Source organism: Streptosporangium sp. 'caverna', assembly GCF_003203775.1.
GTDB lineage: Bacteria > Actinomycetota > Actinomycetes > Streptosporangiales > Streptosporangiaceae > Streptosporangium > Streptosporangium subroseum.
Window position 1 is genome coordinate 3,441,042 of record NZ_CP029711.1, and the last position, 26,685, is coordinate 3,467,726.

At 66.6% G+C, this 26,685-nt stretch carries 23 protein-coding genes and 1 pseudogene; 17 read left to right on the forward strand and 7 right to left on the reverse strand.

What is annotated here, in order from left to right; translation table 11 throughout:
• Positions 1-93: 93 nt before the first annotated feature.
• The 7 genes from DKM19_RS15215 (at position 94) to DKM19_RS15245 (ending at position 7,867) form a co-directional block, all read left to right on the forward strand.
• Entirely contained in the window at positions 94-1,116 is a 1,023-nt protein-coding gene (locus DKM19_RS15215) for an aldo/keto reductase (protein ID WP_110705737.1), read from the forward strand.
• 304 nt (positions 1,117-1,420) lie between these two features.
• Positions 1,421-2,206, forward strand: a complete 786-nt coding sequence (locus DKM19_RS15220; RefSeq protein WP_162641498.1) for an SCO2525 family SAM-dependent methyltransferase — start codon at positions 1,421-1,423, stop codon at positions 2,204-2,206.
• Positions 2,207-2,212: 6 nt separating this feature from the next.
• Positions 2,213-4,057, forward strand: coding sequence for an SCO2524 family protein (locus DKM19_RS15225; RefSeq protein WP_110696248.1), 1,845 nt, complete (start codon positions 2,213-2,215; stop codon positions 4,055-4,057).
• Position 4,058: 1 nt separating this feature from the next.
• Positions 4,059-4,973, forward strand: coding sequence for an SCO2523 family variant P-loop protein (locus DKM19_RS15230; RefSeq protein ID WP_110696249.1), 915 nt, complete (start codon positions 4,059-4,061; stop codon positions 4,971-4,973).
• Entirely contained in the window at positions 4,970-5,923 is a 954-nt protein-coding gene (locus DKM19_RS15235; RefSeq protein ID WP_204358808.1) for an SCO2522 family protein, read from the forward strand. Before DKM19_RS15230 ends, DKM19_RS15235 begins: the two co-directional genes overlap by 4 nt.
• Entirely contained in the window at positions 5,901-6,860 is a 960-nt protein-coding gene (locus tag DKM19_RS15240) for an SCO2521 family protein (protein WP_110696250.1), read from the forward strand. The genes DKM19_RS15235 and DKM19_RS15240 overlap by 23 nt, the downstream gene beginning before the upstream one ends.
• A gap of 11 nt (positions 6,861-6,871) precedes the next feature.
• Positions 6,872-7,867 (forward strand): phosphatidylserine/phosphatidylglycerophosphate/cardiolipin synthase family protein, encoded by a 996-nt coding sequence (locus DKM19_RS15245; protein ID WP_110696251.1) that lies wholly within the window; start codon positions 6,872-6,874, stop codon positions 7,865-7,867.
• On the opposite strand, the gene DKM19_RS15250 is transcribed toward DKM19_RS15245, so the two are convergent.
• The 4 genes from DKM19_RS15250 to DKM19_RS15265 form a co-directional block, all read right to left on the reverse strand.
• Positions 7,797-9,155 carry an FAD-binding oxidoreductase gene (locus DKM19_RS15250; RefSeq protein ID WP_110696252.1) on the reverse strand — a complete coding sequence of 453 codons (1,359 nt, stop codon included), beginning with the start codon at positions 9,153-9,155 and terminating at the stop codon, positions 7,797-7,799. The two genes, DKM19_RS15245 and DKM19_RS15250, sit on opposite strands and share 71 nt — an antisense overlap.
• 168 nt (positions 9,156-9,323) lie before the next feature.
• Positions 9,324-11,288: an FHA domain-containing protein gene (locus DKM19_RS15255; protein ID WP_110696253.1), complete on the reverse strand. Its 1,965-nt coding sequence runs from the start codon at positions 11,286-11,288 to the stop codon at positions 9,324-9,326.
• 361 nt (positions 11,289-11,649) lie between these two features.
• A complete protein-coding gene (locus tag DKM19_RS15260; RefSeq protein WP_110696254.1) occupies positions 11,650-12,957 on the reverse strand; it encodes an MFS transporter in 1,308 nt (435 codons plus the stop codon).
• A 207-nt stretch (positions 12,958-13,164) separates the two neighbouring features.
• The gene (locus DKM19_RS15265) at positions 13,165-14,028 is read right to left on the reverse strand and encodes an NmrA family NAD(P)-binding protein (RefSeq protein ID WP_110696255.1); all 864 of its coding nucleotides are present in this window, start codon (positions 14,026-14,028) and stop codon (positions 13,165-13,167) included.
• A gap of 97 nt (positions 14,029-14,125) precedes the next feature.
• Here DKM19_RS15265 and DKM19_RS15270 point away from each other — a divergent pair, with 97 nt between their 5' ends.
• The 3 genes from DKM19_RS15270 (at position 14,126) to DKM19_RS15280 (ending at position 15,914) form a co-directional block, all read left to right on the forward strand.
• Positions 14,126-14,842, forward strand: coding sequence for a TetR/AcrR family transcriptional regulator (locus tag DKM19_RS15270; RefSeq protein ID WP_239514266.1), 717 nt, complete (start codon positions 14,126-14,128; stop codon positions 14,840-14,842).
• A 263-nt stretch (positions 14,843-15,105) separates the two neighbouring features.
• Complete coding sequence (locus DKM19_RS15275; RefSeq protein ID WP_110696257.1) at positions 15,106-15,579, forward strand: hypothetical protein; 474 nt, start codon at positions 15,106-15,108, stop codon at positions 15,577-15,579.
• Positions 15,579-15,914: a transcriptional regulator gene (locus DKM19_RS15280; RefSeq protein ID WP_110696258.1), complete on the forward strand. Its 336-nt coding sequence runs from the start codon at positions 15,579-15,581 to the stop codon at positions 15,912-15,914. Before DKM19_RS15275 ends, DKM19_RS15280 begins: the two co-directional genes overlap by 1 nt.
• An 88-nt stretch (positions 15,915-16,002) precedes the next feature.
• Here DKM19_RS15280 and DKM19_RS15285 read toward each other — a convergent pair whose 3' ends face one another.
• Together DKM19_RS15285 and DKM19_RS15290 are read right to left on the reverse strand one after the other, a co-directional pair.
• Entirely contained in the window at positions 16,003-16,902 is a 900-nt protein-coding gene (locus tag DKM19_RS15285; protein ID WP_110696259.1) for a hypothetical protein, read from the reverse strand.
• 418 nt (positions 16,903-17,320) lie between these two features.
• Positions 17,321-19,279 (reverse strand): S9 family peptidase, encoded by a 1,959-nt coding sequence (locus tag DKM19_RS15290; protein ID WP_110696260.1) that lies wholly within the window; start codon positions 19,277-19,279, stop codon positions 17,321-17,323.
• Positions 19,280-19,901: 622 nt separating this feature from the next.
• Here DKM19_RS15290 and DKM19_RS51645 point away from each other — a divergent pair.
• On the forward strand, positions 19,902-20,834 hold the full coding sequence (locus DKM19_RS51645) for a hypothetical protein (RefSeq protein WP_239514267.1): 933 nt from the start codon (positions 19,902-19,904) through the stop codon (positions 20,832-20,834).
• 268 nt (positions 20,835-21,102) lie between these two features.
• On the opposite strand, the pseudogene DKM19_RS52940 reads toward DKM19_RS51645, so the two are convergent.
• Positions 21,103-21,207: pseudogene (locus DKM19_RS52940) on the reverse strand (hypothetical protein); the annotation flags it as partial.
• Between DKM19_RS52940 and DKM19_RS51650 the strand changes: the two are divergent.
• The 6 genes from DKM19_RS51650 (at position 21,163) to DKM19_RS15320 (ending at position 26,592) form a co-directional block, all read left to right on the forward strand.
• Positions 21,163-21,543 carry a hypothetical protein gene (locus DKM19_RS51650; RefSeq protein ID WP_239514268.1) on the forward strand — a complete coding sequence of 127 codons (381 nt, stop codon included), beginning with the start codon at positions 21,163-21,165 and terminating at the stop codon, positions 21,541-21,543. The pseudogene DKM19_RS52940 and the gene DKM19_RS51650 sit on opposite strands and share 45 nt — an antisense overlap.
• A gap of 127 nt (positions 21,544-21,670) precedes the next feature.
• Entirely contained in the window at positions 21,671-22,624 is a 954-nt protein-coding gene (locus DKM19_RS15300; protein ID WP_110696262.1) for a phosphotransferase family protein, read from the forward strand.
• Positions 22,625-22,672: 48 nt separating this feature from the next.
• Positions 22,673-22,822: a hypothetical protein gene (locus DKM19_RS49445; RefSeq protein ID WP_162641499.1), complete on the forward strand. Its 150-nt coding sequence runs from the start codon at positions 22,673-22,675 to the stop codon at positions 22,820-22,822.
• 312 nt (positions 22,823-23,134) lie between these two features.
• The gene (locus DKM19_RS15305; RefSeq protein WP_110696263.1) at positions 23,135-23,644 is read left to right on the forward strand and encodes a hypothetical protein; all 510 of its coding nucleotides are present in this window, start codon (positions 23,135-23,137) and stop codon (positions 23,642-23,644) included.
• Positions 23,645-24,152: 508 nt separating this feature from the next.
• Positions 24,153-24,893, forward strand: coding sequence for a hypothetical protein (locus tag DKM19_RS15315; protein WP_162641500.1), 741 nt, complete (start codon positions 24,153-24,155; stop codon positions 24,891-24,893).
• 85 nt (positions 24,894-24,978) lie between these two features.
• On the forward strand, positions 24,979-26,592 hold the full coding sequence (locus DKM19_RS15320; protein WP_110696266.1) for a tannase/feruloyl esterase family alpha/beta hydrolase: 1,614 nt from the start codon (positions 24,979-24,981) through the stop codon (positions 26,590-26,592).
• Positions 26,593-26,685: the final 93 nt, after the last annotated feature.

A 26,685-nucleotide genomic window follows, 5' to 3' on the forward strand; every position in this document is an offset into this window, starting at 1 on the left:
CGATCTCGCATGGATGGCGGACTCTTCCTCATGGATTGTCCAGGTCTGCGGTTGTAGCGTTCCAACGCCCCCCCTTATTCGAAAGGTATGAAGATGAAATATGCGCAGCTCGGGGCCACCGGAGTCTTCGTCTCCCGCATCTCGCTGGGAGCGATGAGCTTCGGCGGGCGTGGCTCCCAGGTCTGGGACGCGGTCGGCGCGCTGGACGTGAAGGAGGCCGACCAGCTGGTGGGCGCCGCGCTCGATCACGGGGTGAACCTCATCGACACCGCCGACGTGTACGCCGCGGGCGAATCGGAGGAACTCCTCGGCCAGGTGCTCGGAGCGCGCCGCCGCGACGTGATCCTGGCGACCAAGATGACCGCGCGCATGGCCTCGGGGCCCAACGACGTCGGCCAGTCCCGGCTGCACATCATGCGGTCGCTGGAGGACAGCCTGCGCAGGCTCCGGACCGACCACATCGATCTCTACCAGATCCACAACGTCGACCCGATCACCCCCTTCGAGGAGTCCCTGGCCGCCCTCGACGACGCCGTACGGCAGGGCAAGATCCGCTACATCGGCGCCTCGAACCTGACCGCCTGGCAGATGATGAAGGCCCTGGGCGTCTCCGAGCGGCGGGGATGGGCGCGGTTCGCCTCCCTGCAGTCCTACTACTCGCTCGCGGGGCGCGACATCGAACGTGAGATCCTGCCGCTGGTCCACGACCAGAAGGTCGGCATGCTGGTCTGGAGTCCGCTGGCCGCCGGCCTGCTGTCCGGCAAGTTCGACCGCGACGGCACGAGCGACGGCGGCGCCCGCCGCGCCCGGTTCGAGTTTCCGCCGGTGAACATGGAGCGCGCCTACGACGTCATCGACGCCCTGCGCCTGGTCGCCGCCCGTCACGAGGTCGGCGTGGCCCGCGTCGCGCTCGCCTGGGTGCTCGCGCAGCCCGGCGTGACCAGCGCCATCATCGGCGCCAAGCGCCCGGAGCAGCTCGCAGAGAACCTCGCCGCCGTCGAGCTGGAACTCACCGAGCAGGACCTCGCCGAGCTGGATGCGGCCAGCGCGCTCCCGGTCGAATATCCCGCCTGGATCCAGACCGATCACACCGCCCGCTTCCCCCAGACGGCCTGACGGCCACCGATGTGATGGCGTGACAGATCGTGGCCCGGTGGGCGTGTGCCTCTTTCACGCGCCCATCGGGATATTCAGGGAATGCGCCTCACCATCACCTTTCGCAACATCTGACCGGTTTCTCGCATCACTAGCTTTGTTCGCTGTGGTCCGGGAGCTGGGGATATCATGGTGGGAAGCATAGGAACCCGCGGTCTGTCCATCCACTCTCATGTACCGACGGCGCGGATCGGCCAAGGATCCCGCCCAAGATTACAAGTTGGCCAACGCGACGCGCCGCCCAAACCGAGAGAGGTTAGGCTCCATGTCCATGACGATGGAGGTTGACCAGGTTCGGCAAGAGGAACCCGGCGGTAATGCGGATTTCGAATGGAATAAGTTTAATTCCATTTTGTATCACGGACACAATTATGTGAAGCCCTATCCAAACGACCTCGTGTTCGTTGAAGAGCTCCGTGATTTCTTCGCCGCGGAGCTCCAGGGCGGAGAAGGATTGCACGGCGTCGACGTCGGCGCCGGGGCCAACCTCTACCCCTCCCTCGCCATGCTCCCGTTCTGCGCGAAGCTCACGTTGATCGACTACTCGACCTCCAACGTCGCATGGCTGCAGCGCGAGACCCAGAGCTACTCCGCCAGCTGGGATCCGTTCTGGGAAATCCTCGCGAAAGCCGAGCCGTACTCCGCGATCGACAAGCCCCGGCTGCTGCTCAGTCAGCGGGCACAGGTCGAATCGGGGTCGATCTTCCAGCTCCCCCGTGAGAAATGGGATCTCGGCACCATGTTCTTCGTCGCCGAGTCCATCTCGGAGCGGAAGGAGGAGTTCGTGGCCGCCGTTCACGGTTTCATCGGCACCCTCCGTCCAGGTGCTCCTTTCGCGGTCGGATTCATGGAGAACTCCACCGGTTACCGGGTGGGCTCCCATGCCTTCCCCGCCGTGGAAATCCGTGATACCGATGTCAAGGAATCTCTCCGTTCGCTCGCCGAGATTCGCCTGCTACTCAGGCTGGAGGCTGGAGATGACCCAATTCGTGCGGGTTATACCGGAATGATTCTGGTCTGCGGGAAGAAGCTCACCAACACAGAGAGCTGACCACATATGAGGATTCAGCCCCGCGAGCAACTCCTCAATATCTGGCGGTCCATTGTCGAGACCTCCATGCAGGACGGCAAGTGGACCTGGGGTGGTCAGCTCCAGCCAAACTCGATCAGTGACGCCGAACAGTTGCTGACGATCATGTATCCGGCCGCGGATGTCCCGATCTTCAAGATCGACCTGCCCGATCAGATCGCCGACGACGTCCTGGGCGCCCTGCGCGGATTCGGCGACGAGCTTGAGATCCCGCAGGTCCTGACCGACGTTCTCATCGAATACATCGAGAACTACACGGACGAGAAGGGGACCCCGTACTTCTCCGGCGGCAGCTACTTCCGGAGCGCCGAGGACAAACGCGACCCCACGCCGGAACAGCTCGCGCTCGACGTGGTCGACTCCTTCTCGATGTCGGTCACCCTGATGCTGAACACCATCGGTTTCGTCCGGGTGTTCCGCGGCGCGGTCCGCAACACCGAACTGCTCGAGAAGCTCGCCTATCTCGAGAGGATCGCCGGCAACCGGCTCACCGCGGCGATGGTCGGCCTGCTCCGCAGCTTCGTCGTCAACGTGTTCACCCCGGAGTCACCCGAGGGCCAGGCGCTGATCCGGTCGGTCAACCAGTACGGCGACTCGTCCAGGCACGTCGTCGAGCACCTGTACCGAGAGCTCGTGGAAGTCCGGGCGTCCACGCGAGAGTTCACGATCGGTTCCGGGCAGACCAGTGAGCTGGACAACCGCAACCGGCTCTTCGAACTCGGCTGGAGCTGGGGCATCGTCAAAGACGCCCCGCAGATCGACGGTGTCACCGGCATCGGCGAACAGCGCGCCGGCTTCGCGCAGCAGGTCCCGTTCCTGTATTTCACGGTCAACGCCCTGGACGGCATCGCCGACCTGTTCTCCACCCGGACGGTCATTCTCGGTCTGCTCAACGAGGAGCAGCAACGTCTGTCCTCCGCGCTCCGCCTGCGCTGGGAGCTCACCCAACGCTACTGGGCCACGATCGCGACCTTCGGCGAGGCCCGCTGGCCGCTGGAGGACATTCCCTGGAAGACCACCGACGGCAGGGAGTCCGACTACTACAGCCTCCTGGTCACCTCCATGGTCGTCCAGGAGCTGGAGACCCGGCGGGCGTCGGACGAAGAGCTCAGCAGGCTTCACCGCATCCTCGAGGAGCTGGCGCAACGCGGCCGCATCACCCGTCGCGCCGCGGGCACCGACTGGGGAGTACGTTTCCACTCGCCGGGCAACTCCGTCCGGCTGATCGGAAGTGAGAACGTCGCCGACGGACCGCGGCTGCTGTGGCAGGTCTCCGACTACTCCGCGGTCATTCTCAAGCGCACCCTCAGGCTGGCCTCCATGGCGCGAAGCACCGAGCTCCGCGACAACCTGATCGAGTTCGGCGACCTCGTCTGGGCGCACCTGGACAGACGGCGACTGGACTCGGGCATCGGCAAGGGCCTCTGGGACCAGCCGGGCAACGTCTACAGCGACCTCCAGGAATGGAACGACCAACCGTCCTGGTACTTCACCGAGCGGATCGTGGAATGCCTGGTCTTCGCCACGAAGCTGGTCACGGGACGGCCGCCGCAGAGCCGGCAGCTGGTCGACCACGCACGTGACCTGCTGAACGAGGCGAACAAACTCTACGACTACGAGGTCCTCAACAGCACCATCGCGGGCCGGGGCTCCCTGCGATACGAGCTCGCCCAGCTGCAGACCACGCTGAACCGTGCCCGCGAGATCCTTTACGAGCGTCCCGGCACCGCCGAGGCCCTCACGCTCGAGGTGCTGCGAGCCCTCGACAAGCTGGAGGTGGCCCGCAAGAAGGCCGAAGAGGGGGCCGGCTGACATGCTGGTCATCTCCACTTCGGACAAGGGCGGCACGGGACGGTCGGTGACGACCTGCAACGTCGCCTACCGGCGGGCCCTGCTCGGCGACGACGTGTGTTACCTGGACTTCGACTTCGGATCCCCGACCTCCGGGGCGATCTTCGGCATCGAAGGCGCGGCCCACGGCACCGATAAGGGCGGCCTGCACCAGTACCTCCAGGGCGAGCTGGTCGAACCACACCGGATCGACGTGTGGGCGGAGGGCAACCCGCGGACCCTCGGCGCCCGGCCGTCGGGCGCGGGACGACTCGTCCTGTTCCCCGGTGACGGCGGCGGCGGCGAGTTCAACATGAACGGCGACGTCGTCGAGCGGTGCGCCAAGCTCCTCATGCGGCTCCAGGAGGAGTTCGACATCTGCCTGATGGACCTCAGCGCCGGACGCTCCCACGCGGCGGAGATGGTGCTGACCACGACGGCTCGGCCCGAGGTCCAGCGGATGGGCGTGCGCTGGCTGGTCTTCCACCGCTGGACCCGGCAGCACGTCGCCGCGGCGTCGGGCCTGGTGTACGGCAGCCGCGGCCTGATCGACGTCGGCAAGAACCGCGGTCACCTGGAGAGCGACCTGCTGGACCAGATCCGGTTCGTCCGCACCGCGGTGGTCGCGCCGGACTCCCCGGAGACGATGGGCCTGCGCGCCACCCAGGAGGCGTGGCTCCGCAAGGTCAACGAGGATCTCAACGACCGGGCCATCGACCTGAGACTGGGTCGCAGCACGGTCATCGCGACGGTGCCGCTCGACCCCGTCCTTCAGTGGCGGGAACAGCTCATCACGGACCAGGACATCTACGACGACGTCGCCAACGCGGCCACCGTCGAGGCGTTCCGGAAACTGGCCGAGGATCTGGACGACAACGAAGCCTGGACCAGGCTGTGAGCACCCCCGAGATCGAGGTCGAGGTGGTCACGGCCAGGCCACGCGTGCAGCAGGTCTCCCGTTCGCATCTCTCCCTCGAGCTCGGGCACCTCTACATGGAGGACCTGCTCCGCGGCCCCAAGGCGCTCCGCGAACACTTCGCCATGATCAAGCCGTGGGCGGACTTCGCCATCGCCCGCCATTCCGGATCGGGCCGGGTGAGCACGTGTTTCCTCGTCGACGAGTACTTCAGCAGGATCAGGAGCCCCGCGGAGCTGATTCCGGAGCTGATCGAGGCCGCCGCGGAGGCGGGCATCGTCATCGACTACCTGGCGCGGGAGTCCGGCTGTGCCCAGGCCGGCGAGGTCTCCCCGGCCGCCCTGGTCATGGCCCGGATCGTCTCCATCCCTCCCCAGGGGACCAACGGGCTGAGGCCGTCGGCGCACGAGACCGGCTGGCTCACCAACAGCGAGGGCATGTCCCGAGCCGGAGGCGTCGACCAGGCGATGGCGGCGCTCCGTCCGTGGAGCCCGCCGAAGGAGAACGGGGCGCGGAGCCACTCGATCTGCATGGACGTCCAGCTCTGGGACGCGCCCGACGGCGTACGCCGCTGGTCGTGCGCGTTCCTCGCGGCGGTCTGGCAACTCCTGCGACTGGGACTGCTCCGGCACGAGGGTAAATCGATCGTCACCCCGGCGCCGTGGCACGGCCGTCACCCGGATCACTGGTCCGAGCTGCCACCGGTGATCAAGCTGAGCGAGCGGGCCCATCCGTTTTACGCGTTCCGGACGATGACCGTCCTGGAGACCAGGTTCGCGCAGGTCGAGGCGGCCGTCCGGACGATCCTCAGCCAGGTCGCCGTCGATCCCGCGGTCAGCGCGCTGACCGCGCGGCAGGCGGCGTCCCAGGGCATCGACCTCCCGGATGACCTCGTACAAAGGATCTCTCATGTCTTCTCGGACGGCGTCTGACGGAGCTCTCACGATCGGTGAGGTGCGGACCGGTTTCCTGCGTCATTCGACGTCCTTTTCCCCCGCGGCCTCCTCGCTCCTGCTGGATCTCGTCCCGGGCGAGCAGGTGCGCCATGCCTCCCGGCCGCGCGCCTACGCGATCTCTCCGGAGTCGCTGACCGGAGTCGACTGTTCGATGCCGTCACAGAGCGGGCGGCAGGTGCGCGGAGTCGGCACGGTCGCCTCACGTGTCACTCTCACCGGCGGACGGATCCTGCAGGCCTGTTCACACACGACGATCGTCCGGGCGGAAAGGGATTTCCGGCAGCCGTGGTCGCACTATCTCGGGCGCCCTGGAGCGGTGGAGTTTCTGGGGAAAATGAATGTCGACGACGCCGCATCCGGATTTGCCGAGGACGACGACGGCTTTCGGGGAATCGAACTCGGAGCCATCGCGGAACACGCGATGAACAACCTGCAGAATTCCTCGATGCTGGACGGAAAGCTGCCGGTTAAGGTGCCGCGAGGATCCTGGCGCTGGGCCTTCCAGTGTCCGGAGCCGGGCGGGCGGTACCTTTTTCGGTTCAAGATCCTCAAAGACGGAACTCGCCTGATGCGCCTGTCCGCTCCTGGTCACGATGTCGCCGACCTGATGGACCTTGTCGAGGACATGGCCCTGCACGACTGGCTGCTCAGCACGGTGGAAGGGATTGTGGAACGTGCGGAATTGGGTTCTGGGCCGACCGAGAAAATGCTTATAAGAGTGCGTCCCGTCATTGACCACGTGCTACATCACTGGATGCCCGGCGCTCGAGTCAAGCAGGAGTTACTGCCATTGTGGGATAGCCTTGACAGGGTTCAGGGGCTCACGCGACAGTGGGATATATTGGTCAATAGGGTGCGTGATCAGCTGGCAATGAGCACCATCACCATGCTGAGCGCCGCCGCTGCCAAATAGAGCGGACAAGGATGAGCCAGCCTCTCGTTGAGCCTCACCCCCCTCGGGGAAGCTCGGTTCTCACCAAAGCGATCAGCACCGCCGCGGTCGGCGCCCTCACCTTCTTCGTAACCAATAATTTCGACGAGGATAAGATCTGGCAGATCACCCTGTCCGTCCTGCTGGGAAGTGTCACGCTGGTCGTCCAGTTCATCTGGGACTTCGACAAACGCGTCCAGTACATGGAGCAACGGCAGCTCCGGCACTACGCGTCCATGAACGATCTGGTGCAGGAGGGCTTCTCCAAGATCAGTGAGGCCACGGAGCTGTTCGGTCTGGTGGAGCACTCGGTGCTGCACACCGACCAGATCACCCAGCTCGTCCGGTACGCCACACGCATCAAGGCCGAGCCCCAGCTCTTTTACGACATCGGGCAGTCGGAGATCAACCGGGTCGCGAGATTCCTCAAGGAGCTCGGCGACGGCAGCATGGTCTTCTACGACGGAGAGGACCGTGACCTGCTGCTGGGCCTCACCAGGAACGTTCAGAAGAGCCTCTCCGCGGTCAGCCTCGGGATGGTCGACTCCGGGGGAGGGGGAGGCAGCTACAGCTTCTGGCTGTCCGACCTCGGCCGCCGCTATCTCTACCATCAGGGGGAGGCCGTCGAACGCGGCGTGAAGGTGCGCCGGGTCTTCATCCTGGACAGGTCGGACCTGCTCGCCGACCCGAACTTCGGCAGAATGTGCGCGCTCCAGCACGACATGAACATCGAGGTGCGGCTGCTGGATCCGTCGAAGGTCGCGGGCACCCCGCAGCAGATGTTCGACGTCATCCTGTTCGACGAGGCCATAAGCTACGAGGTCACCTCTGCCTCGGCGCTGCCGGAGGACCGGCCGACCTTCCTGAACACCCGGCTGGCGCTGCATGACGAGGCGGTCGGGCAGCGGGTGCGGCACTTCAGTGCGCTATGGGATTCTGCGACTCCGTACGTGCCGCCGGAAGGCCGGAAAAACGACCGGGACTACTGATCGCCAGATCGTGGCGGTCCTCGTGGCCGCGAGGCAGGTCCAGGAGAAGCTTGGCGGCGAGGTCGACCGTCACGGGTGCGAGAGTGATTCCCATGCCGTAGTGGCCGGTGGCGGCGAGAATGCGGTGGTCGTCATCCACATAGCCCAGCACCGGTGCGGCGTCGACCGTTCCAGGCCGGACCCCCGCCCAGCGGCGGGTGACCGGCATCGCCGTCAACGCGGGCAGGACGAGGGCGAGGTTGCGCAGGATCGACGTGCGTCCCTCGGCCGTCGGGACGTTGTCGGCCGTCCCCTTCTCGAAGGTGACGCCCGCCGCGATCCGGCCGTCCGGGCGAGGAAGCGCGAAGACGACGTGTTCCTCGCCGTCGGCGATGACCAGGGCGTCGCACTGGATGCTGAGGCTCCCCCGGCCGGGGGACGCGAATTCCATGGCCTGGCCCTTGACGGGAAAGAACACGCCATCCGGCAGATCCAGGAGTGCGTGGCTGAGGTGGCCCGCGGCCACCACGACCCGGTCGGCGGTGAGCACCCGGCCGCCGGCGAGCGTCACGACGACCTCGGTCCGGCGACTCACGACGGAGATGACCGTGGCGGAGAGCAGGAGGTCGGGTCCTCCGTCACCCAGCAGGATTCGGGTCAACCCGTTCATGATGAGTGCCGGTTCGACCGCCAGGTCACGGGGCTGCACCACACCACCGGCGACGTCGGGCCCGAGCATGGGTTCCAGGGCACGCGCGTGATCACCGTCGATGAGCTCGGCGCCGATGTCTCGAGCGAGCAGGATCGGCATCACCTCGTCCGCGAGGCGCTCCCATTCCTTTTTGCCGGCCGCGACCTGAAGCAATCCGGTGGGGAGCAGGGGAATCGCTGTTCCGGACTCGGATGCAATTCTGTTTATCCAGCCGGGGAAAAGGTCGCGGCTATGCTGTGCCATGAGGCCGAGCGGGCCCAGGCAATAGTCACCGAGATGCGGATTGATACCGCCGATCGCCGCCGACGACGCCCCCAGTCCCAACTTCGGACCTTGATCGATCAGACAGACGCGAGAGAGTTCGCCGCGTAATCGCTCGGCTATTCCGCATCCGATGATACCTCCGCCAACAACGATCAGATCGTATGTGGAGGCCATCCATTCCCCCTCTGCGTCGCCCCTGCCCTGCGTCACTCCTGGCGTTTCGCCAAAGAGCTGGGAGCCCGCGAACTCAGCGTAAGTTCGTCCCTCGCATAGGTCAATGGGCGGGGCTTCGGGAAAGTCGAGAAACGCCGGCCCTTTAGGCTCGTCCAGCATGCGGCAGGAGCCGGCCGCCGACCGGCTGCTCCGGCTCTTCGATGTTGACGGAAACAGGCACTCATCGGCGTGGTGACGACGCGCATCCGTCTGTCGTCGTCGCCGGAACAACCAGGCGGGCGAGGTCGCCGGCCACACGAAGGCCAAGGCCGGAAGGGCACGCCCGGGTTATCCCGGCGATATCGGATTGCTCGATCCCCTCCAGATCAGCTTTGTGTGTTCGGGGAGTTCTTCGACGTTCGCCGTGACCGGAGGGGTTTTTGATGCGGGCGCGGTCGGCGAATCCTGTTGGTCGAAGATATCGATGTCGACCTCTTCGCCTCCGACGATCAATGTGTCCCATGCTCCACTTGTCAGCAGGGTTCGCAGTGTCTCGCCCTTTAGTTTCCTCAGGTGGTCGTCGAGGGTTTTTTCGTCGGGCATGCCGGGAATGCGTCGTGACAGACGGCTCCGGATCTGTCGCAGCTGCTCCATGAGCGTGTCGATGTCCGTATCCTTGTCCGAACCCTCATCCCCTTCCTTGATGCCCTGGACGATTATGTCCTTGATCGCACGAGTGACCCCGTGTTCGTCGGTGGTCACCATCGCCTTCCAGGCACGGCTCTTGTGCCGATACTGGAGCATCGACATCGCCGCCTCGTGGCGGAGGAAGTCGGCGTCACGGAAGGCTTTCCCGCGCCAGTTGCGGTTGAGAGACCGTGCCAGCGAGATGGCCGACGCCAATCCGCTGTTGAGCCCACGTCCCGGCCAGAAGTGAATCGCGTTGGCGGCGTCCCCGAGGAGAAACCCATAGGTTCCCGGGGTGGTCGCCGTCGCGGAATACAGCTGGGCGGTGAATCGCGGCCGCTGCACCATGTCGAGCCGGAAGGCGGTGATGGCGCTCAGATTCTCTTCCGAGACGCCGAAGAGCACGAGCCCCTCCATCACCCGTTTCCACAGCGCCGAGCTTTTGATCAGGGCGGGCAGGAACAGCGTGCCATGGGTCGAGCAGTGAAACTCGCCGTGGTCGGTCCGTCCCATCAGGCATGGGCGGGAGGCGATACATTCTTCGAACACGTGCCGGACGGGATCGATTCCGATGACTTCCTGGGCCTCGGCATCGGTGAGGCGCATGTTCAGAAAGCCCTCGCCGCGCAGGGCGTTCAGGAGAAAACGATTCTGGGCCACGGTCAGCAGGACCGTCATGGGGTCCGACAGGTCGGACTTCACCTGCAGGCCCAGCACGACATCCTGGATGTGCTGACCGTCCAGCGAGTAAATCGACTTGTCGGCGTTGCCGAACTTGTCGGTGAAATAATCCCGTGTTCGCGAACGCCCGCCCTCGCAGATGGCGAGTACATGGTTTTTGACCAAGGTCTCACGCTGCTCGGCCGGGTCGAATCTGGCGGGAACGAGCCGGATGCGGTCGGGTTTTTCGTTTGCTATTTCAAGCAGTGTATCTTCGATATAAGCGATCCGGATGTTCCGCGGGCCATAGCCGCGAATGGAGTCGGGGCCGCTCGGCCACATCTCGGAGTACGATTCGGGCCGGAACAGCCGCTCCTGGACATCCTCGGGGAGGTTCAGGTATTGGCGACTCTGGACCGTCACGACCTGCTGCCGCCGAACGTTACCCTGTGCTTGGTTCTTCCATATGATCCGCGACCCTTCCTGAATCCAGCGACCGTCATACAACGTGATGGCCACTCGCTGACCCATGAAGTGTTCGAGGAGCAGGGCAAGGCTCAGCCCGACAGGACCGCCCCCCGAAATCGTGACATGCAGGACCGACTCTGGATCGACGTTCACGGCAGACTTGATGAATGACTGAATTAAAAGGGCATCCATGATTGTTTCCATGTCATTGGATGCCTCAAAGCAAAATGTTTCATTTCCGATCGTTATCAGGTCGCCCGGCTGAAGGGCGTGCGATGCCACACGGCTCCCATTGACCAGCGTCCCGTTCTGGCTTCCCCGGTCGTACAGCACGTAGCCGTCGGCCTCGCGAACCACCTCCGCGTGAAAGCGTGAGGCTCTCCCGCTGGCGATCACCACATTGTTGTCGTCCCTGCGACCGAAGGTGATCGGTGCGTCACTGATCGGAAATTTTCGTCCAGCAAGAGGACCTTCACGGCCAACGATTGTGGGTGGCATGGGTCGCACCCCTTTTCCGTAGGTCATATAACTGACGAGATCGATATGATCATCGATCTCAGAGGCGCTGTACGTTACATCCGTGCCGAGTCGACCAGTTTCACCATGGGATTCCGTTTTGCTCAGGAAATCTCTGGATGATCGCCTATCGTGCCACGCTTGGCGTCCACAGGAAATGACCCACACCCGTCCAAATCGCTTACCGCCGAACCCCGGGTCCGGGGCACCGGACGGTCCGGGGCGCGGGCCCGCTTCAAGGCGGGCGGTGACGGGGCCGCACCGGTCTCGCGACCACCCGGACCCGGCGTGACCTGGCCTCCAGCCCGATACGGCGACGCCTGATCGGCCTCGGTCTCCCGCCTCAGCCTTCCCGCGGAGACGAGGTCGGCAGCGTGACCGGCGGAGGCCAGGACGTGGCGAGGTGACGCACCTTCAGCAGCGGTACGGCCGCGGCGAGCAGACCGGCCGTGCCCAGCACGAGGACCGGCAGCCCGGCCAGAGACCTGATCCCGGCAAAGGTCCCGGCTTCCAGGAAAAGCTCGGTGTCGCCCAAGAAGTCGACGAAGGAATCGGCAAGCAATTCCAGAAACCATCCGGCGACTCCCACCAGGCCGGTGAACAGGACCAGCGTGCCGCCGGTCCGGCCCAGCAGCCGCCCGGGCGTGATCACCTGACGATGACTGAGCAGGGCGAGTGCGGTGATCGTCCAGCCGGCCCAGGGGACGAACGTGCCGAGCAGGTACCAGATCAGGCCCCAGGCCGTGTCTGTCAGGGCGAGCAGGAGCGCGAAGGGCTGGGTCACCAGGATGGCCAGCCACGCCAGCCGGAAGGTGCCGACACTCCGGTACAGCAACGCGGTCAGCAGCGCTCCGATCACGGGCGCCGCGTAGATCGCCATTCGTGACAGCTCGATGAGGTCGTCGTGGGTTCCGTCCGCACGGCTCGGAGCCCGGGTCGCCTCCTCGATCACCGGTTCCAGCAGCACCGACGCCATCAGGTAGACGGTGATCGCCCTGAGTACCGGGTGGGTCAGGGTGAAGCGCACCCCCTCGACCGCCTCCCGCCACCATCTCGTCCGTGGTCTCGACGGCTCCTCGGGTGCGTCGACGCCGCGGAACAGCAGCGCCGAGGCGGCGAACGCCACGGCCGCGACGGACAGGACGACCGACACCACGGCGTCGGAACCGCCGTCGGCCAGCGGGGGAAAGACAAGGAAGCCGATCGACGCCACGCCGGACAGCACGGCGTTCACCGGAACCAGCCGGTCTCGCCCGACGACGTCCGGCAGGTAGGCCACCTGGGTCCCCGACCCCACGGCCTGCAGGATCGCCAGAGCCACCACCATCACCATGAAGTGCGGCACGGTGAGCACCCGCAACCAGATGGCGAGCGCGACGGAGGCGAGCAGCCCGGCGCTCAGCAGACCCGTCGCCACCAGTACCGGCCTGCGCCGTACCCGGTCGATCAGTACTCCCAGGGGCAGGGCCAGCAACAGCGCCAGAACGGTCCCGACCGTCTGCGTTGAGTCGATCTGGCCGTAACCCATGTCCAGCACGATGATGGCGGACAGGGTGACCACGCCCCCCTGGACATACGCGCCGAGCTGCTGGCCGATGCCGCCGGTCAGGAACAGCAGGAAGCGGCGCCGCTGCGGGCTGGGGGAGATCATCCCCGCATCCTTCACATGATCGACTATCACGGCAAATCGGCTATCGATGGAGCGCGCCGTTGCTCCGGGGGCGCTTCTCCGAGGGCCGCATCAGAGCGGCCGGTCCTTCGCGGATCGGGTGGCCCAGGAGCCGCTACGTCCGCTCATGCCGAGATGAATGTGATGTGGCCACCCCGTGGGGCGGCCACATCAAGAAAGGGGGAGGGTTCACGGCCGGATGGTGAGTCCTTCCAATACCGAACGGACCGGCGTGGCCGGACGCTGGAGGAGATTCTCGAGCTCCGGTCCGGTGGTGGAGAACTCCCCGCGGCGGGTTGCGTGGAACATGCCGAGCAGCATGTTCGCCTGATCCTCGGGTACGCCGTGGCCGATCATGGTGGCCGTCCACTCGGCGTCGTCGGCGACGACGCGGCGGATGGTTCGTCCGGTGAGATCGGTGACGATGCCGGCGATGTCCGCGAGGTCGAGCGCGTCCGGTGCGGTCAGCGGCGGGGTCGGGCCATCGAACCGGCCCTCGTCGGCGAGGATGATCGCTGCCGCTTCGGCGAGGTCGGCGTGCGCGGTCCAGGACACGGGCCCGTCGGCCGGCGCGACGAGTTCGCCGGTCTCGAGCGCCCGGCCGAGCAGGTGCTGGATGGTGGCGGCGTAGAACCCGTTCCGCAGCGCCGTGAACGGTGTGCCCGTCTTCGACAGGTGGCGCTCGGTGGCGGCGTGGTCGGGCATCGGCGCGAAGACCGAATCCTCGGCGGCGCCCTGGTGGCTGGTGTAGAGGACGCGCTTGGCGCCGGCATCGCGAGCGGCGTCGATCGCCGCGACGTGCTGGGCGATCGCCGCCTCGCCCGCCTGGTCGGTCGAGACGATGAGCACCTGCGTCGCGCCCTCGAACGCCTCGGCGAGGGAGCCGGGGTCGGTGAAGTCGCCGCGTCGCACGCGTACCCCTCGTGCGGCCAGGTCGCCGGCGCGGCCGGTGTCGCGGACGCTCACGCCGACCCCGTCCGCCGAGACCCGATCGAGCAGCCGGTCAACGATCTGGGAGCCGAGCCGGCCGGTACCGCCGGTAATGATGATCATGATTTGACCTCTCTTGCTAACGCTGGAAGTACAAGAATGCTACCAGTGTTAGCAACGGAGATAGCAAGAGTGCGTTATCGTTGGAAGCATGGTAGAGGTGAGGCCGGACAGCGCCGGCAGGCACAAGACGCGGGCGAAGATCGTGGAGTGCGCGGCGCGGCTCCTGCGCGAGCAGGGCGCGAGCGCGGTCACCACCCGCGCGGTCGCGCAGGCGGCCGGCATGCAGGCGCCGACCATCTACCGGTTCTTCGAGGACAAGGACGCGCTGCTCGACGCCGTCGCCGAATACGTCTTCGCCACCTATGTCGCGGAGAAGGTCCTCGTCGAGGACGTCGGCGACCCGGTCGCGGATCTTCGGGCGGGGTGGGACACGCATATCGGCTTCGGTCTCGCCAACGCGGCGCTGTTCGGTCTCCTCACCGACCCCGGCCGCGGGGTTCGTTCACCGGCGGCGGCCGCCGGCCTGGAGGTTCTGCGCGCCCGGGTGCACCGCGTCGCGGCGGTCGGCCGGCTCCGGGTCCCGGAAAGGCGCGCCGTCGAGCTCATCCACGCCGCCGGCACCGGCGCCGTGCTCACCCTGCTCTCCACCCCGCCGGAACACCGGGATCTCGACCTTGCGGACGCGATGTACGAGGCGGTGATGCGATCGATCCTCACCGACATGCCGACGCTTCCCGCGGACGGCGCGACCGCGGCCGCTGTCGCATTCCGGGCCGTCGCACCGGAGCTGACGATGCTCACCGACGCCGAGCGTGCCCTGCTGTCGGAGTGGCTGGATCGAGCCGGCGAGGGCCCAGTCGCCCCCGGTGCCTGAGCCGGCCCCGGCTGGGGCGGTGATCGGGTGCCGTCCGATCCCGGATCATCTGCCTGACCAGGGATGATGCCGCACGCAGGCGTTTGTCGTAGCCCGGCTGCTGCCGCGGGCACGGGAGCACACCGGTGGAGATCGGCCTCGCCAAGCCGCCGGTCACCGGACCGGATCGACGGCGGCCCTCTCGGATGCAATCAGGAAAGTACTTGACGGACTGGAAAGTGGAAAGTACTTTCCTGATTGGAAACTGAATCGAGGAGGCACACATGAGCATCTCTCCCGAGGACGCCGCCCGCACCCTGTCCGGCATCCGCGGCGTCCAGGCGCAGGCCATCCGATCCGAGCCGTTCTTCCCCGCCTGGTTCACCGTTGGAGTGGCCCTGTTCGCCACGGGCATCTCCTTCTTCACCGAGCCCGGGACCTCTCCCTTGACGACCGCCACGGGCATCGCGGTGCTGGCGCTCGCGCTCGCCGCGATGGTGTTCAGACTCGCCCGGGGCACGCGGATGCGCACCCACCGCAGCCTGATCAAGCCCGAGACCGTGAGCGGCTACGTCTGCTGGGTTCTGGTGAGCGTCGCGGTCGCCCTGGCGGTCGCCCTTCCCCTGAACGCGCGGGAGGTCGCCTACGCGGGGGTCCAAGGGTGCCTGGCGATGACCGTCTTCATGGCCGCGACCGGTCCGCTCATCGCCCGCTGGATGTCGCGGCGCACCGCCGACGCGATCCGCGACGGTGACTGATGGAGATAGATCCGGCCATTCACGCGCCTGCCCGGTTGCAGATCGTCTCCCTCCTGGCCGCCGTGGAAGAAGCCGAGTTCAGCTTCGTCCGCGACCAGGCGGGGGTGAGCGACTCGGTGCTCTCCAAGCACGCGAGCGCCCTGGAGACGATCGGATACGTCCAGATCCGCAAGGGCCACGTCGGCAAACGCCCCAGGACCTGGCTCAGGCTCTCGGCCACGGGGCGTCGGGCCTACCTCGCCCACGTCGCCGCTCTGCAGGCCATCATCGCCCAGTCGAAGCTCGGCCTCGTTCTCGACGCCGAACTCTCACCGGGTGAGCGGTCCGAGAGGTGACCGAGGCAGCCCCTGAAGTTACAGGCTCCCAGGTCTCTCGGGCGGTGCGGTCGGCGTCGAGGCTCGCGCGGCCCGAGAGACCGTCCGCTCACAGGGGGCGGACGCGTACATCCTTGAGAGCGCTCCGCACGAAGTCCTGATCGCCCGAGGCGGCCAGGTAGAAGCCGTCACGGCAGTTGCTCCCCGAGATGGGATGCCGTGGGTCGAGGACGACGCGCACCTCGCCCTGCCGTTCGCAGTCGGGGATCGGAGCCAGCACCAGCATCCGGCGGCTCAGCCCGCCGAGCCATAGTTGCGGCCCGACGAGCACACCCTCGCGGATCTCACCGGGCCGCGAGAGCCGCAGTGGGCCGTCGGCCGACAGGGTGAAAAAACCATCCGGGGTGAGCATGCCGTGCAGGTTCTTCGCCCAGGCCAGCCGCTGTTCGAAGGTCATCCCGGCACGCTCGTCCTGCAGGGCGATCCGCCAGTCGCCGAACGCGAAGAGCAGGACCGAACCGGCGGTGTCCATCCCGAGCGGGCCGGGCCACAGCGTGACGTTGTCGGTGAGATGGCGGATCATCGGGCGCCCGGCGGCGGTCTCGGCCTCGCCGTACAGCGGAGCGGTGAAGGAGCGGAAATCATCCGCCTCTCCGCTGTCGGCAAGGACGCCGCTCGCGTACGGCCGTGCCCCCAGCGAGGCCAGGTTCAGGCCGGCGGGGTAGGTGATCTCCGCCCGCGACCCGTCGGGGAACGTGACCCGCAACGCCCTGGTGCCGCCCGTCCCGATCGCCGCTGGATAGACGGCGTTGGGTGTCACGTTGATCGCGTTGCGCGTGGGTGCCGGGGCAACGGTCGGGATGGGACGAGTCGGGATGGGAAGGCTTGTGTCCCGGTTGGCGAGAATCGCGATGAGCGGCACCGCCACGAGAGCGACCAGCACCACCATTCCCACCCAGCGGGGCCCGCGCGGACCCTGTTCGACGATATCGACGCGGCCGGTGGCCATCGGCCTTCCTCTGTCGTACGGCTGTCGCACCAAGTTCAGACCACCGGCTGCCGCCGGCGCAAGCCCCCGCCGCCCATCGACGACCTCCGGGCATGGTGACGGTGACGGCGTTCGGCGGTGTCATCGCAGGCAGTGCTGTCGGGAAACCCTAACGCAGGACGATTCGCACGATGAGATCAGAGCCGGCCTGCGATCACTGCCAACCTGACTCCGCCCGAGACGCAGGGCGATGTATCCCGGATCCGGAGGCCGCGCCGTACGGTGCCTGGCGCGGCCGCTATCGCGATCACGGTCAGCGGGATCGAACGACGAGCACCAGGGCCGGCCCCTGGCCCCCGAAACCGGCACCCCTTGCCCAGGCACCACCACGGTCCCCCCGCAGGCGGCGAACCCACTCCGCGGGGACGGGGCGGCCGGGTCAGATCTGGGTCTGATCCGATGCCGGGGCGCCGAGCCATCGGTCGAACCACGCGCGGGTGCGCCGGAGCAGATCGACGCGGTGGTTGCGTTCCCTGAACGAGTGTCCCTCTCGCGGGTAGACGACGAACTCGTGCTCGACGCCGAAATGACGCAGCGCGCGATGGAAGAATATCGACTGGCTGAGCGGCACACTCGTGTCGTTCTCACCGTGCAGGATCAGCACCGGGGTGTTGATCTTCGAGGCGAACGAGATCGGGCTGAGCCGGTCGTGGCGGTGCGGTCCGGGCCCCTCCCAGCCGGCACTGCCGCCGAGCTCCACCTCCCAGGTCGCCTGTTCGCCGGTCGCGACGAGCATGCCCCAGTCGCTGATCCCGGCGTCCATCAGGGCGGCCTTGAACCGGTCGGTCTGCCCGATCGCCCACGCGGCCATGAACCCGCCGTGGCTCGCTCCGCCGATCCCGAGCCGGTCCGGGTCCGCGACCCCCTCGGCGATCAGCAGGTCGATCCCGTCGGTGATGTCGGTCCATTCCTCCATGCCGACCTTGCCGGCGACCGCCGCCGCGAACGCGTGGCCATGTCCCCAACCGCCTCGCGGGTTGGGCAGGAAGACCGCGTATCCCGCGGTCGCCAGCCACTGCCCCGGGGGGAACGAGCGGCCGTTGAACTCGTCCGTGTGCCGGTCGTCGGGGCCGCCGTGCACCAGGGTGACGAGCGGGAACGGGCCGTCCTGCCGGCGCTTGCCGGCAGGGAGGATCAGGAGCCCGTCGAGGTCGAGTCCGTCACCGGCCTTGTAGGAGAGGCGTTCCTGGGTTCCCCACCTGATCCGGCGCAGCTCCGGTCTGGTGTCGCTGAGCCGGATGAGAGGTCCGGCGGGTGGTCCGGCGTGAACGTCCATCGGCTCGTAGGCCGTGCTCGCCAGTGCGGCGACGACCTCACCCGAGCGGCTCACCGTGAGCGAATCGACACCGCCGTCCCGCGTGGACACCCGCTCGAAGCGCTGCGCCTCGGGATCGAGCCGGTAGATCGCGGTGTCGAGCCCGTCGGCGAACAGCGCCAGCGGCGGGCCGTCCGCGACCTGCGCCAGGTCGGTCGGGCAGACGGCCATGCCCGCGGTCAGGTTGCGATGCTCGCCGGCGGTATCGCCCGCGGGTACAGTGACGTCGAAGACGGCGAGGCCACCGACCGTGCCGGGTGGGGTCACCGCCAGGTAGGCCACATGCCAGACGTCGTGGACGTTCCACCAGGTCGGCGAGCACGCCTGCCACGCGATCCGGCCGAGATCGTAGACCGCACCGGTAGCGGGGTCGACTACGTGCAACGCGGCGGCGGAAGCGCTGGAATCGAGCTCCGGGCAGGCCCAGCTGATGACCGCGAGCGGGCCGCCGTCCGGTCGCTGGGCCACTTCGACGACGTGCCTGTCGCCGAGCCCGTCCACCACCCGGAGCTCTCCGGTGCCGAGGTCGAGCAGCCGCAGCCGGTCGTAGGCCACCCGCTCTCCCCACACCTTGGCGTCGTCGCGCTCGATCCTCCGGCGCTCGTCCTCCGCGGTCGGCTCGTCCGCGGCGATCACGGCGATCCGGTGGGCGTCGCCGAGCGGGAGATGATCGGAGATCCCGCTCTTCCAGGTGGTCAGGGCCTCGGCCTCGCCGCCGTCGAGCGATATGCGGTGCAGCTGGGAGGTGCCGGGTTCCATCCGGTCCGAGGTGAAGAGGAGCGAGCCCGAATCCGGTGTCCAGCGCGGGGCGGAGTCGTTCGCCGTGCCCGCGGTCAGCTTCCTGGGGGGTGAGCTCCCGTCGGCGGCGGCGACCCAGAGCGCGCTGACCGGGTGCTTCTCCCGCATTCCGGTCGGGGTGACCGCGTAGGCGACCCAGCGGCCGTCCGGGGAGATCACCGGCCGCAGGGGAACGGCGCCGTCCACGATCAGCTCAGCAGTCAGCTCCGGTGCGCTTTCACTCATGCAGCGTGCCCTTCCATTCCTGCCATAGCGGGATATGGATCATGTCAGCTCTCATGTGAACTCGCGAGAAGGGCAGGGAAAACCCAGGGCACATGGGCACGAGAAGCGGCGTGAAATGATGTGAACCAGTGAAAGCAAAAATCCGGTTCACAACGCCTCGTAGGGAGATCACTGCAGGTCGGTCATTATGATGGGTCGGATTTCGGTGCGCTGAAAAGCGTTTATATTCCATCTGATGCGGTATTCGCATCAGTGGCATAGGTGTTCTCGCAGGTCGGGTGCGGTCTTCAGCGTGAGCATCGGGGCTTGGTAGGATCTTGTCTGTTGAGCTTCTGACCTGCATGTTTTGGTTTCCAGGATGCCACCTCGCATCGAGCGCGGGGGAGGTTGACGGCTCGCCGGAAAAACAAGGGGAACCCAGGCGGGCGGGTCGCGCGTCGTACATGCTGTGAATTATGGGCGGTCGGTACGGGTATCAGGTGTTGCGTTCATTCTCGTGGTCGCCGCCGGTGTGACCTCGTCATGCACAGTGAGCTACCAAGAGCGACAGTTCCCGCTGTCCCAGCGTTTCCCGCCATCCGGGGCAGTACCGGATATACCAGACTTGGAGCCTGCCGCCACGGTGTGGGCCAAGGCGACGTTCGCCTTGCCCGCCAGGGTCAAGAACGGCCCCAGCGTGCAACCGGTGGCCATGCTGAGCAAGGACAAGGCACTCATGGTCACCTCTTATGCGATGCGCCCTATCTTCTTCGCCTACGATCGGCGGACCGGACGGCATCAGGCACTGGCGACCGCGCCCAAGTGGGGCGAGTGCAACCTGTGCTACGAAATCATGAGCGCGGCCATGAACGAAACCCAGATCGCCTGGACCGCCGGGATCTACCGCTCCGAGCCCGGAAATCCGGGCAAGCGGCACATGGAGTTATGGATCATGCCGCGCTCGGGCGGTCAGATGCGGATGGTGACCTGGCTGACCGGCCCCGGAGACATCCCTTGGGGTGACGAGCTGACCATCACCGGCGACCATGCCATCTGGCGAAGTGAGGACGACACCTATCGTGTCCCTCTGGCCGGCGGCCACCCGGAAAAGATCAATCCACCGGCCGAGCCCCGGCCGGTGAAGCCGGACCCGGAGGTTCGAAACTTCCGCTGCGACGTCGAATGGTGCGTGGGGCGGATACGTCCTCGCCCCGATGAGGTAACCACACTGGTGGTGCAGCGGAGAGACGGCTCGGGGCGTGCCACCATCGCGGCGTCCTCCTCCGAACGCCCCCTCATCGGTGACAGGTTCGGGCTGTTCGACCCGCCGTACGTCTATGCCGGAAACTCCGTCCACATCTCGACGAACGATCTGGGATCGAACGCGGTTGTCTACGATCGCTGTACCGGGAAGACCGCACAGGTGGGGGCGCCGCAGGAGGACGAGGGGTCCGCCCAGGTCCTTCAGGGAGCGACGAGTCCACAAGAACCAATCCTGTTCTGGCCGACGCAGAGCGAGAAACAGTACATCGTGCTGGACCTGTCCCGTATCTCCGATCAACCATGCAGAAACTGATGCCGTACGGCAGCCAATACGCAACGCCGCCTTTCAGTGTGGAGCGGCTGGTCGCTAGGCCGAGCATGCTCGCCGGCCGTGCTCCGGCGCGACCGGCTAAAGCCAGGGCGATGGCTTCTAGGCCGGAGCGAAGCAGGGGTGTGCGACGGGCGTGCCGCTGGGTCAGCGTGGGGACCTGCTCAACAAAAGTGTGCACGTCGCATGAGGCGTTGTCGCAGAAGAACCGGCGAACCTCGAGGTCGATCGGGATGGATTGGCCTGCCATTGATAGGTCGTGAAGGCGTCGGCGGTAGTGGCTGTGCCGTCTGACTGCCGAGATGGCGCATCGGTGGCAGGACGCCTGGTCAGCTCGGACCCGAGCTGTAATCAGCACACCACCTTGATCATGCTCGATCGCTTGCACATGTACCTGACTGAGGTGCGGGAACAGCAGGTGAACGCAGCAGGCTTCCTCGCCTGCCGAGGCATACTGCACAATGACCTCGCGGCCGCTCGTGATGATCAGTTCCGGGATGAACCGGATCATGACGACGCGGCCGTTCTCCTGCGTGTTGAGTTACGAAATCGCGATCATCTGACGACCGTCTGCACCGGCAATGTGATCACAGAACGTGACAGCTTCACGGACTTTGAGCCAGATCCTGAAGTTGGACTCCACTTGTCAGTCAGTTCTGACTTCACCTGCTGCCGTGGACGCCTCGTCGTGTGAGTGAGATTTGACTCCACCTGTTGTGTCGGACACGCAGCCGGAGCAGCTCCGGATGTGGATCATCGAGCCTTGTTCGAGTCCAGTAAAGCTGTCGCGCGTGCCGCCTCTTGGATGATGAGGTAGTACGGTGACCAACCACGATGAGGTGGCGACGGTCCGACCGTTGACACTGGCTTGGGTGAGCCGGCACCTGGAGGTCGGCGAACGGATCGTCAGCGCTGAGGCACTGCACGGCGGCATCACTGCCGAAATGCGGAGGTTGACTATCGGCACGCGGGACGGAGGCACCCGTGACCTGGTGCTACGGACTTTCGTCACCGTGGAGCACGCCGAGGACTGGCTGAACAGGGAAGCAGGCGCCCTGACCCTGCTCCCGGGGACCGGCGTGCCAGCTCCTGGACTGGTCGCGGTCGATCCGACCGCCGCGCATTGCGAGTATCCGTCGCTCCTCATGACACATTTGGCAGGCCGGACGGTCCTCGATGATGAGGGATTGGAAGCGCGCGTTCCTCTGCTGGCCCGTCAACTCGTGGCGATCCACGCGTTGCGACCCGCCGAGCGGCCCCGGGAGTATGTGGCGTTGACGACCGCCGACACCGTCGTGACTCCAAAGGGCGCAGACGCGGTGGCATGGGCCGCGGCGATCGACGTGATCCGCAGGCCCGCGCCGTCCTATGAAGGGCGATTCCTGCACCGGGACTTCCAACCCGGCAACGTGCTGTTCGACGTGCCGCACCCGCAGCCGGAAGGTGCCCGGATCACCGGCGTCGTCGACTGGGCGGCTACCTCCTGGGGCCCGGCGGATCTCGATGTGGCGCACTGCTCGACCAATCTCGCGCTGCTGCACGGCCCTGCGTGGGGTCTGCGGTTCGCTGAGGCGTATCAGGAGGCCGGCGGGCTGCTGGCCGCAGCCGCGAGTGAGCGGCTGTACTGGCAGGTCCGGGACGGGCTGGCGTGCTCAGAAGAAGTGCAGTCGGTGGCGCGGCCATGGCGGGAAGCGGGGAGGACAGAGCTGACGACGCGAGCCGTGGAGGAGCGGCTGGATGCCTATGTCACCGCCCTGATGGACGCGCTGAGCTGAGCCAAGACGGTCCTGGGCGCAGGCCCGCGTTGGCCTGAGTTGATGGCCATGGCGCCGCATTTCAGATGGAGGAAGGGGAAGAGCTGGCGGGCGACGGCGCTGGCGACGATCGAGCTGACCACGGGGGCCAGGTTGAGCCTGGAGTGGCTTGAACAGGAACGCCCGTATCTCACCTGCCAGGATCTCGTGGTGGACTGAGCGGGGGCGGATGGTCGTGGGATCTGAGCGGCCCGGAGCGGAACCTCGACGCCCTGAGGCGTGTATAACTTCGCGCACCGGGTCCATATCTGCCGCCTGACCTGGTGAGGGGCCCGCGGGCCTGGATGGGGTGTGCCGGTGTCGGCCTTCGTCTCGACCGACCCGATCGGGCGGCTTCCCGTGACCCGCCGGATTGAGACGCGAGGGCGGCGGCTGACGTCGGTCACAAAGTTCGGTGTCGAGTGCGGCATGGGAACTGGTCCCATTTATCGCGCTTATCGGGAGGCATGCGCCGACGCTAGGCTCTAGATCATGAAGCGTGCGATCGTCACGGTGCTCGCCGTCGGCTGCATTGCGGGTGGTGTCGCCGCGATGGGTGCCATGGGGGTCGGTTCTTTCGTAGAAGACCGCCTTGTCTCGCTGATGCTTCCCCAGTCGTTCTTTCCCTACAGGTGCACCGAGGGCGACAAGCGCTTCGCTTCGTCCCTCGCGACGCTCGGCATCCTTGATGCCCACCCGGCCGGTGCGAAACCGTATGAGGAGCGCGATGGGGGATGTAATGACGATGACCGGCTTGCGTATGCCGGGCAGTCCTACCGTATTTCGGGCTCACGCGCCGATGCGCTGTCCTTCTACCGTAAGGCTGTGATCAAGGATGGCTGGAAGCCGGCGCCCAAAGACATGGAGGGCTGTCTCGTCAAGGCTGTTGGCGGCCGGAAGGTTTATCTCTCCATGGGATTCCCGGATGTGCCGAGAGAGAAGGGCCTCGATGAGTACTACGTGCAGGTCAATTCTACTGCCGACGGGGGTGGCCTGTGCTGATGCCCGAAAGGCGTTTGCCCGGCATCGGCTCCGGAACGGGAGCGAGCAGGGAAAAGAAACCAAGAAGCACGCGGTCCGGTGCATCGGCCGGTTCCACCGTAAAGGTCAGCGGACCCTAATCGTCCCCCTGGCAGTACGTGGGCTTACGACGAACCCGCCAGCGGTAGGCGGTGCCGAGCGGTGATTGAGGGGCCAGGCCGCATTCCGTGGGGGAGCGTCGTACAGCGGCCTGGTGGAGATATGGGATTGGTAGCGGGCATCGAAGGTGGACGGCAGGTTCCTGATGATCCGCAGGGACGGGGGTGCCGACGGCGATGACGGCGTGTTTTCGTCCGTGACGTTTGCTGCTCGCCGGTGGCGCTCGCCCGGGAAGCCGCCGGAGCGGGAGGCGGCCGTGACGATCTCGCCGAGCGGGTGATCGCCCTTGCCCGTGGATCCATCTGACCTCGAACGACACCCGGCTGAACCAGTTGAAGGAAACGTACGTTTGTGGGGCATGAGACTAAGGATGATTCTGCTTGTAGCGCTGTTGTCCCTGGCTGCGGCCTGTGGGGGAGCGGAGGCGGACATGTCGGCGACCCCGGCTGACGACGGGCCGGCGAAGCCGGTCGCCCTGTGGGGCGCCGAAGGCGGGTTTGTGACCGCGACGACGAACGTGCTGCGCCCGCCGAGGGTGGTGCTGTACAGCGACGGTCTGGTGATCGTTGACGCGAGTAAGCAGTTGAAGCTCACCGATGCCGAGGCGGGCGAGACGGTCGCGTCGATGGAGAGGTATCTGACCGGGCAACCGCCGACCGTGGAGCCCAAGCCGGGCGCGCCGATGGTGACGGACGTGCCGACCACCGTCCTCGGGGTGCGGGGGAAGGACGGGAAGATGCTGGAGGTCCGGGCCGCGGCCCTGGACCAGGTCGCGGACTTCTACCCGAAGGAGCTCTCGGAGGCGAAGAAGCTGATGGACGGCTTGGCGACCCGGGCCGCCGCCACGGGCACCGACTACGTCGCCACCCGCGTCCGGATGGTCGCCGAAGGGGCCGAGTCGGCGGAGGGCAAGCCGGCGCCGTGGCCCGCGGGGGTTCCGGAGCCTTCGGGCACGGTGGACCCGGTGTGGCAGAAGGACGTCGAGGGGGCGGCGGTGAGTGCGATCACCAAGGCGGTGCCCGCTGGGCAGGGGCACGACCGGCCACTCTTCAAGACCGGCTCGGGAGCACTCTTCGTGCTCTCCTGGCGGTACCTGCTGCCTGACGAATAGCAAGGCCCCCCGGGCCCCGGCCAGGGTGCACCCCAGGGCGTTTCCCTGGGGTGAGGCCCGCGGGTCCCAGGTGAGTATGTCGGGCATGAAACAACGCTTGATCGTCCTGATGGCGACGGCGGTATCGGCGGTGGCAGTGCTGGTGCCGGCGGCAGCCAACGCCGTCTCCCGCGACAGCGGTCCCGTAGCCGCCACGACCTGTGCCACGGTTCCCGTCTCCGCGCCCTCCGGCACCAAGGTGGAGTCGGTGAAGGCGGTCGCCAACGCCGGCGGAACCGTCACGTTCCCCGCCGCTCCTCCGCTGCACCCCGACAAGGAGACGCTCACCGACGTGCCGGCCTGGTGCGACTTCACCGTCACGGTGAGCCACCCGGGTGCGAACGACCACGTCAACATCAGGGTCTCGCTGCCCCAGGACAGGAAGAAGTGGAACGGACGGTTCCAGGCCACCGGCGGCAGCGCCTACCTCGCCGGTGATCTCAGCGGCGCTCCGCTGGCCGGCGCGGTGAAGGCCGGCTACGCCGCCGCGGCCACCGACGCCGGTGTCGGCGCGAACCCGCTCGACGTCAGCGGCTGGGCGCTCACCCCGGCCGGCAAGGTCGACACCCCGCTGCTGAAGAACTTCGCCGCCCGCTCGCTGCACGACATGGCCGTCATCGGCAAGGACGTGGCGAAGAGGTTCTACGACCGATCCGTGAGTTACGCGTACTGGAACGGCTGCTCGACCGGTGGCCGCCAGGGTTACGAGGAGGCCCAGGACTACCCGGCGGACTTCGACGGAATCCTGGCCAAGGCGCCGGCGATCAACTGGGACCGTTTCGGGGTCGCGACGCTGTGGTCGCAGGCCGTCTTCAACGAGGAGAAGGTCCAGCCCACCCCGTGTGAGTCCGACGCGTTCAACACCGCCGTGATCAAGGCCTGTGACACCGACGACGGGGTCAAGGACGGCATCGTCGACAACCCGCAGGACTGCCGCTGGGACGCCCGCCGCCTGGTCGGCACCAAGGTCCTCTGCGAGGGCAAGGAGATCACGATCTCCAAGGCCACCGCCGACGCGTTCCGCAAGATCTGGGCCGGACCGGTCTCCTCATCGGGCAAGCGGCTGTGGTACGGGCCGAACAAGAGCGCCGGCCTCGCCTCCCTGGCCACTCCCGGCAACCCGTTCTTCGTCGCCTCCACCTGGGTCAAGTACTTCGTGACGCGGAACCCGTCGTTCGACGCCACGAAAATCAACTACAGGTCGTTCGAGCAGCTCTTCCGCTCGTCCCAGAAGCAGTTCAACGACATCATCGGCACCGACGACCCGAACCTGTCCGCGTTCGCGAAGGCCGGTGGCAAGCTGCTGAGCTGGCACGGCCAGACCGACGAACTGGTTCCCACCCGGGGCACCATCGACTACCGCGAGCGGGTCAACCAGGCCCTCGGCGGCAACAAGCGGGTCGACGACTTCTACCGCCTGTTCCTGCTGCCCGGCGTGAACCACTGCGGCGGCGGCATCGGCCCGCAGCCGACCGACGACCTGGGCGCGCTGGTCGACTGGGTGGAGAAGGGCCGGGCTCCGGCCACCCTCGCCGCCTCGGCCCCCGGCGCCGACGGCAAGATCGTCACGCGTAACGTCTGCCGCTACCCGATGGTGACCCGCTACACCGGCCACGGCGATACGGCCTCGGCCGCGAACTATCGCTGCGTCACCGCCTGACCTGATCCGCACAACGCGGCGGCCCGGCGCTCTCGCCGAGGCCGCCGCCCTTTTTCATGCCGGTCCGCTCGGGCCCGGGCCGACGCGTCCACG

Coding starts and splice junctions, on each gene's coding strand:
- DKM19_RS15215 (WP_110705737.1), top strand. CDS start 94: ATGAAATATGCGCAGCTCGGGGCCACCGGAGTCTTCGTCTCCCGCATC.
- DKM19_RS15220 (WP_162641498.1), top strand. CDS start 1,421: ATGTCCATGACGATGGAGGTTGACCAGGTTCGGCAAGAGGAACCCGGC.
- DKM19_RS15225 (WP_110696248.1), top strand. CDS start 2,213: ATGAGGATTCAGCCCCGCGAGCAACTCCTCAATATCTGGCGGTCCATT.
- DKM19_RS15230 (WP_110696249.1), top strand. CDS start 4,059: ATGCTGGTCATCTCCACTTCGGACAAGGGCGGCACGGGACGGTCGGTG.
- DKM19_RS15240 (WP_110696250.1), top strand. CDS start 5,901: ATGTCTTCTCGGACGGCGTCTGACGGAGCTCTCACGATCGGTGAGGTG.
- DKM19_RS15245 (WP_110696251.1), top strand. CDS start 6,872: ATGAGCCAGCCTCTCGTTGAGCCTCACCCCCCTCGGGGAAGCTCGGTT.
- DKM19_RS15250 (WP_110696252.1), bottom strand. CDS start 9,155: ATGCTGGACGAGCCTAAAGGGCCGGCGTTTCTCGACTTTCCCGAAGCC.
- DKM19_RS15255 (WP_110696253.1), bottom strand. CDS start 11,288: ATGCCACCCACAATCGTTGGCCGTGAAGGTCCTCTTGCTGGACGAAAA.
- DKM19_RS15260 (WP_110696254.1), bottom strand. CDS start 12,957: ATGATCTCCCCCAGCCCGCAGCGGCGCCGCTTCCTGCTGTTCCTGACC.
- DKM19_RS15265 (WP_110696255.1), bottom strand. CDS start 14,028: ATGATCATCATTACCGGCGGTACCGGCCGGCTCGGCTCCCAGATCGTT.
- DKM19_RS15275 (WP_110696257.1), top strand. CDS start 15,106: ATGAGCATCTCTCCCGAGGACGCCGCCCGCACCCTGTCCGGCATCCGC.
- DKM19_RS15280 (WP_110696258.1), top strand. CDS start 15,579: ATGGAGATAGATCCGGCCATTCACGCGCCTGCCCGGTTGCAGATCGTC.
- DKM19_RS15285 (WP_110696259.1), bottom strand. CDS start 16,902: ATGGCCACCGGCCGCGTCGATATCGTCGAACAGGGTCCGCGCGGGCCC.
- DKM19_RS15290 (WP_110696260.1), bottom strand. CDS start 19,279: ATGAGTGAAAGCGCACCGGAGCTGACTGCTGAGCTGATCGTGGACGGC.
- DKM19_RS49445 (WP_162641499.1), top strand. CDS start 22,673: ATGGCGCCGCATTTCAGATGGAGGAAGGGGAAGAGCTGGCGGGCGACG.
- DKM19_RS15305 (WP_110696263.1), top strand. CDS start 23,135: ATGAAGCGTGCGATCGTCACGGTGCTCGCCGTCGGCTGCATTGCGGGT.
- DKM19_RS15315 (WP_162641500.1), top strand. CDS start 24,153: ATGATTCTGCTTGTAGCGCTGTTGTCCCTGGCTGCGGCCTGTGGGGGA.
- DKM19_RS15320 (WP_110696266.1), top strand. CDS start 24,979: ATGAAACAACGCTTGATCGTCCTGATGGCGACGGCGGTATCGGCGGTG.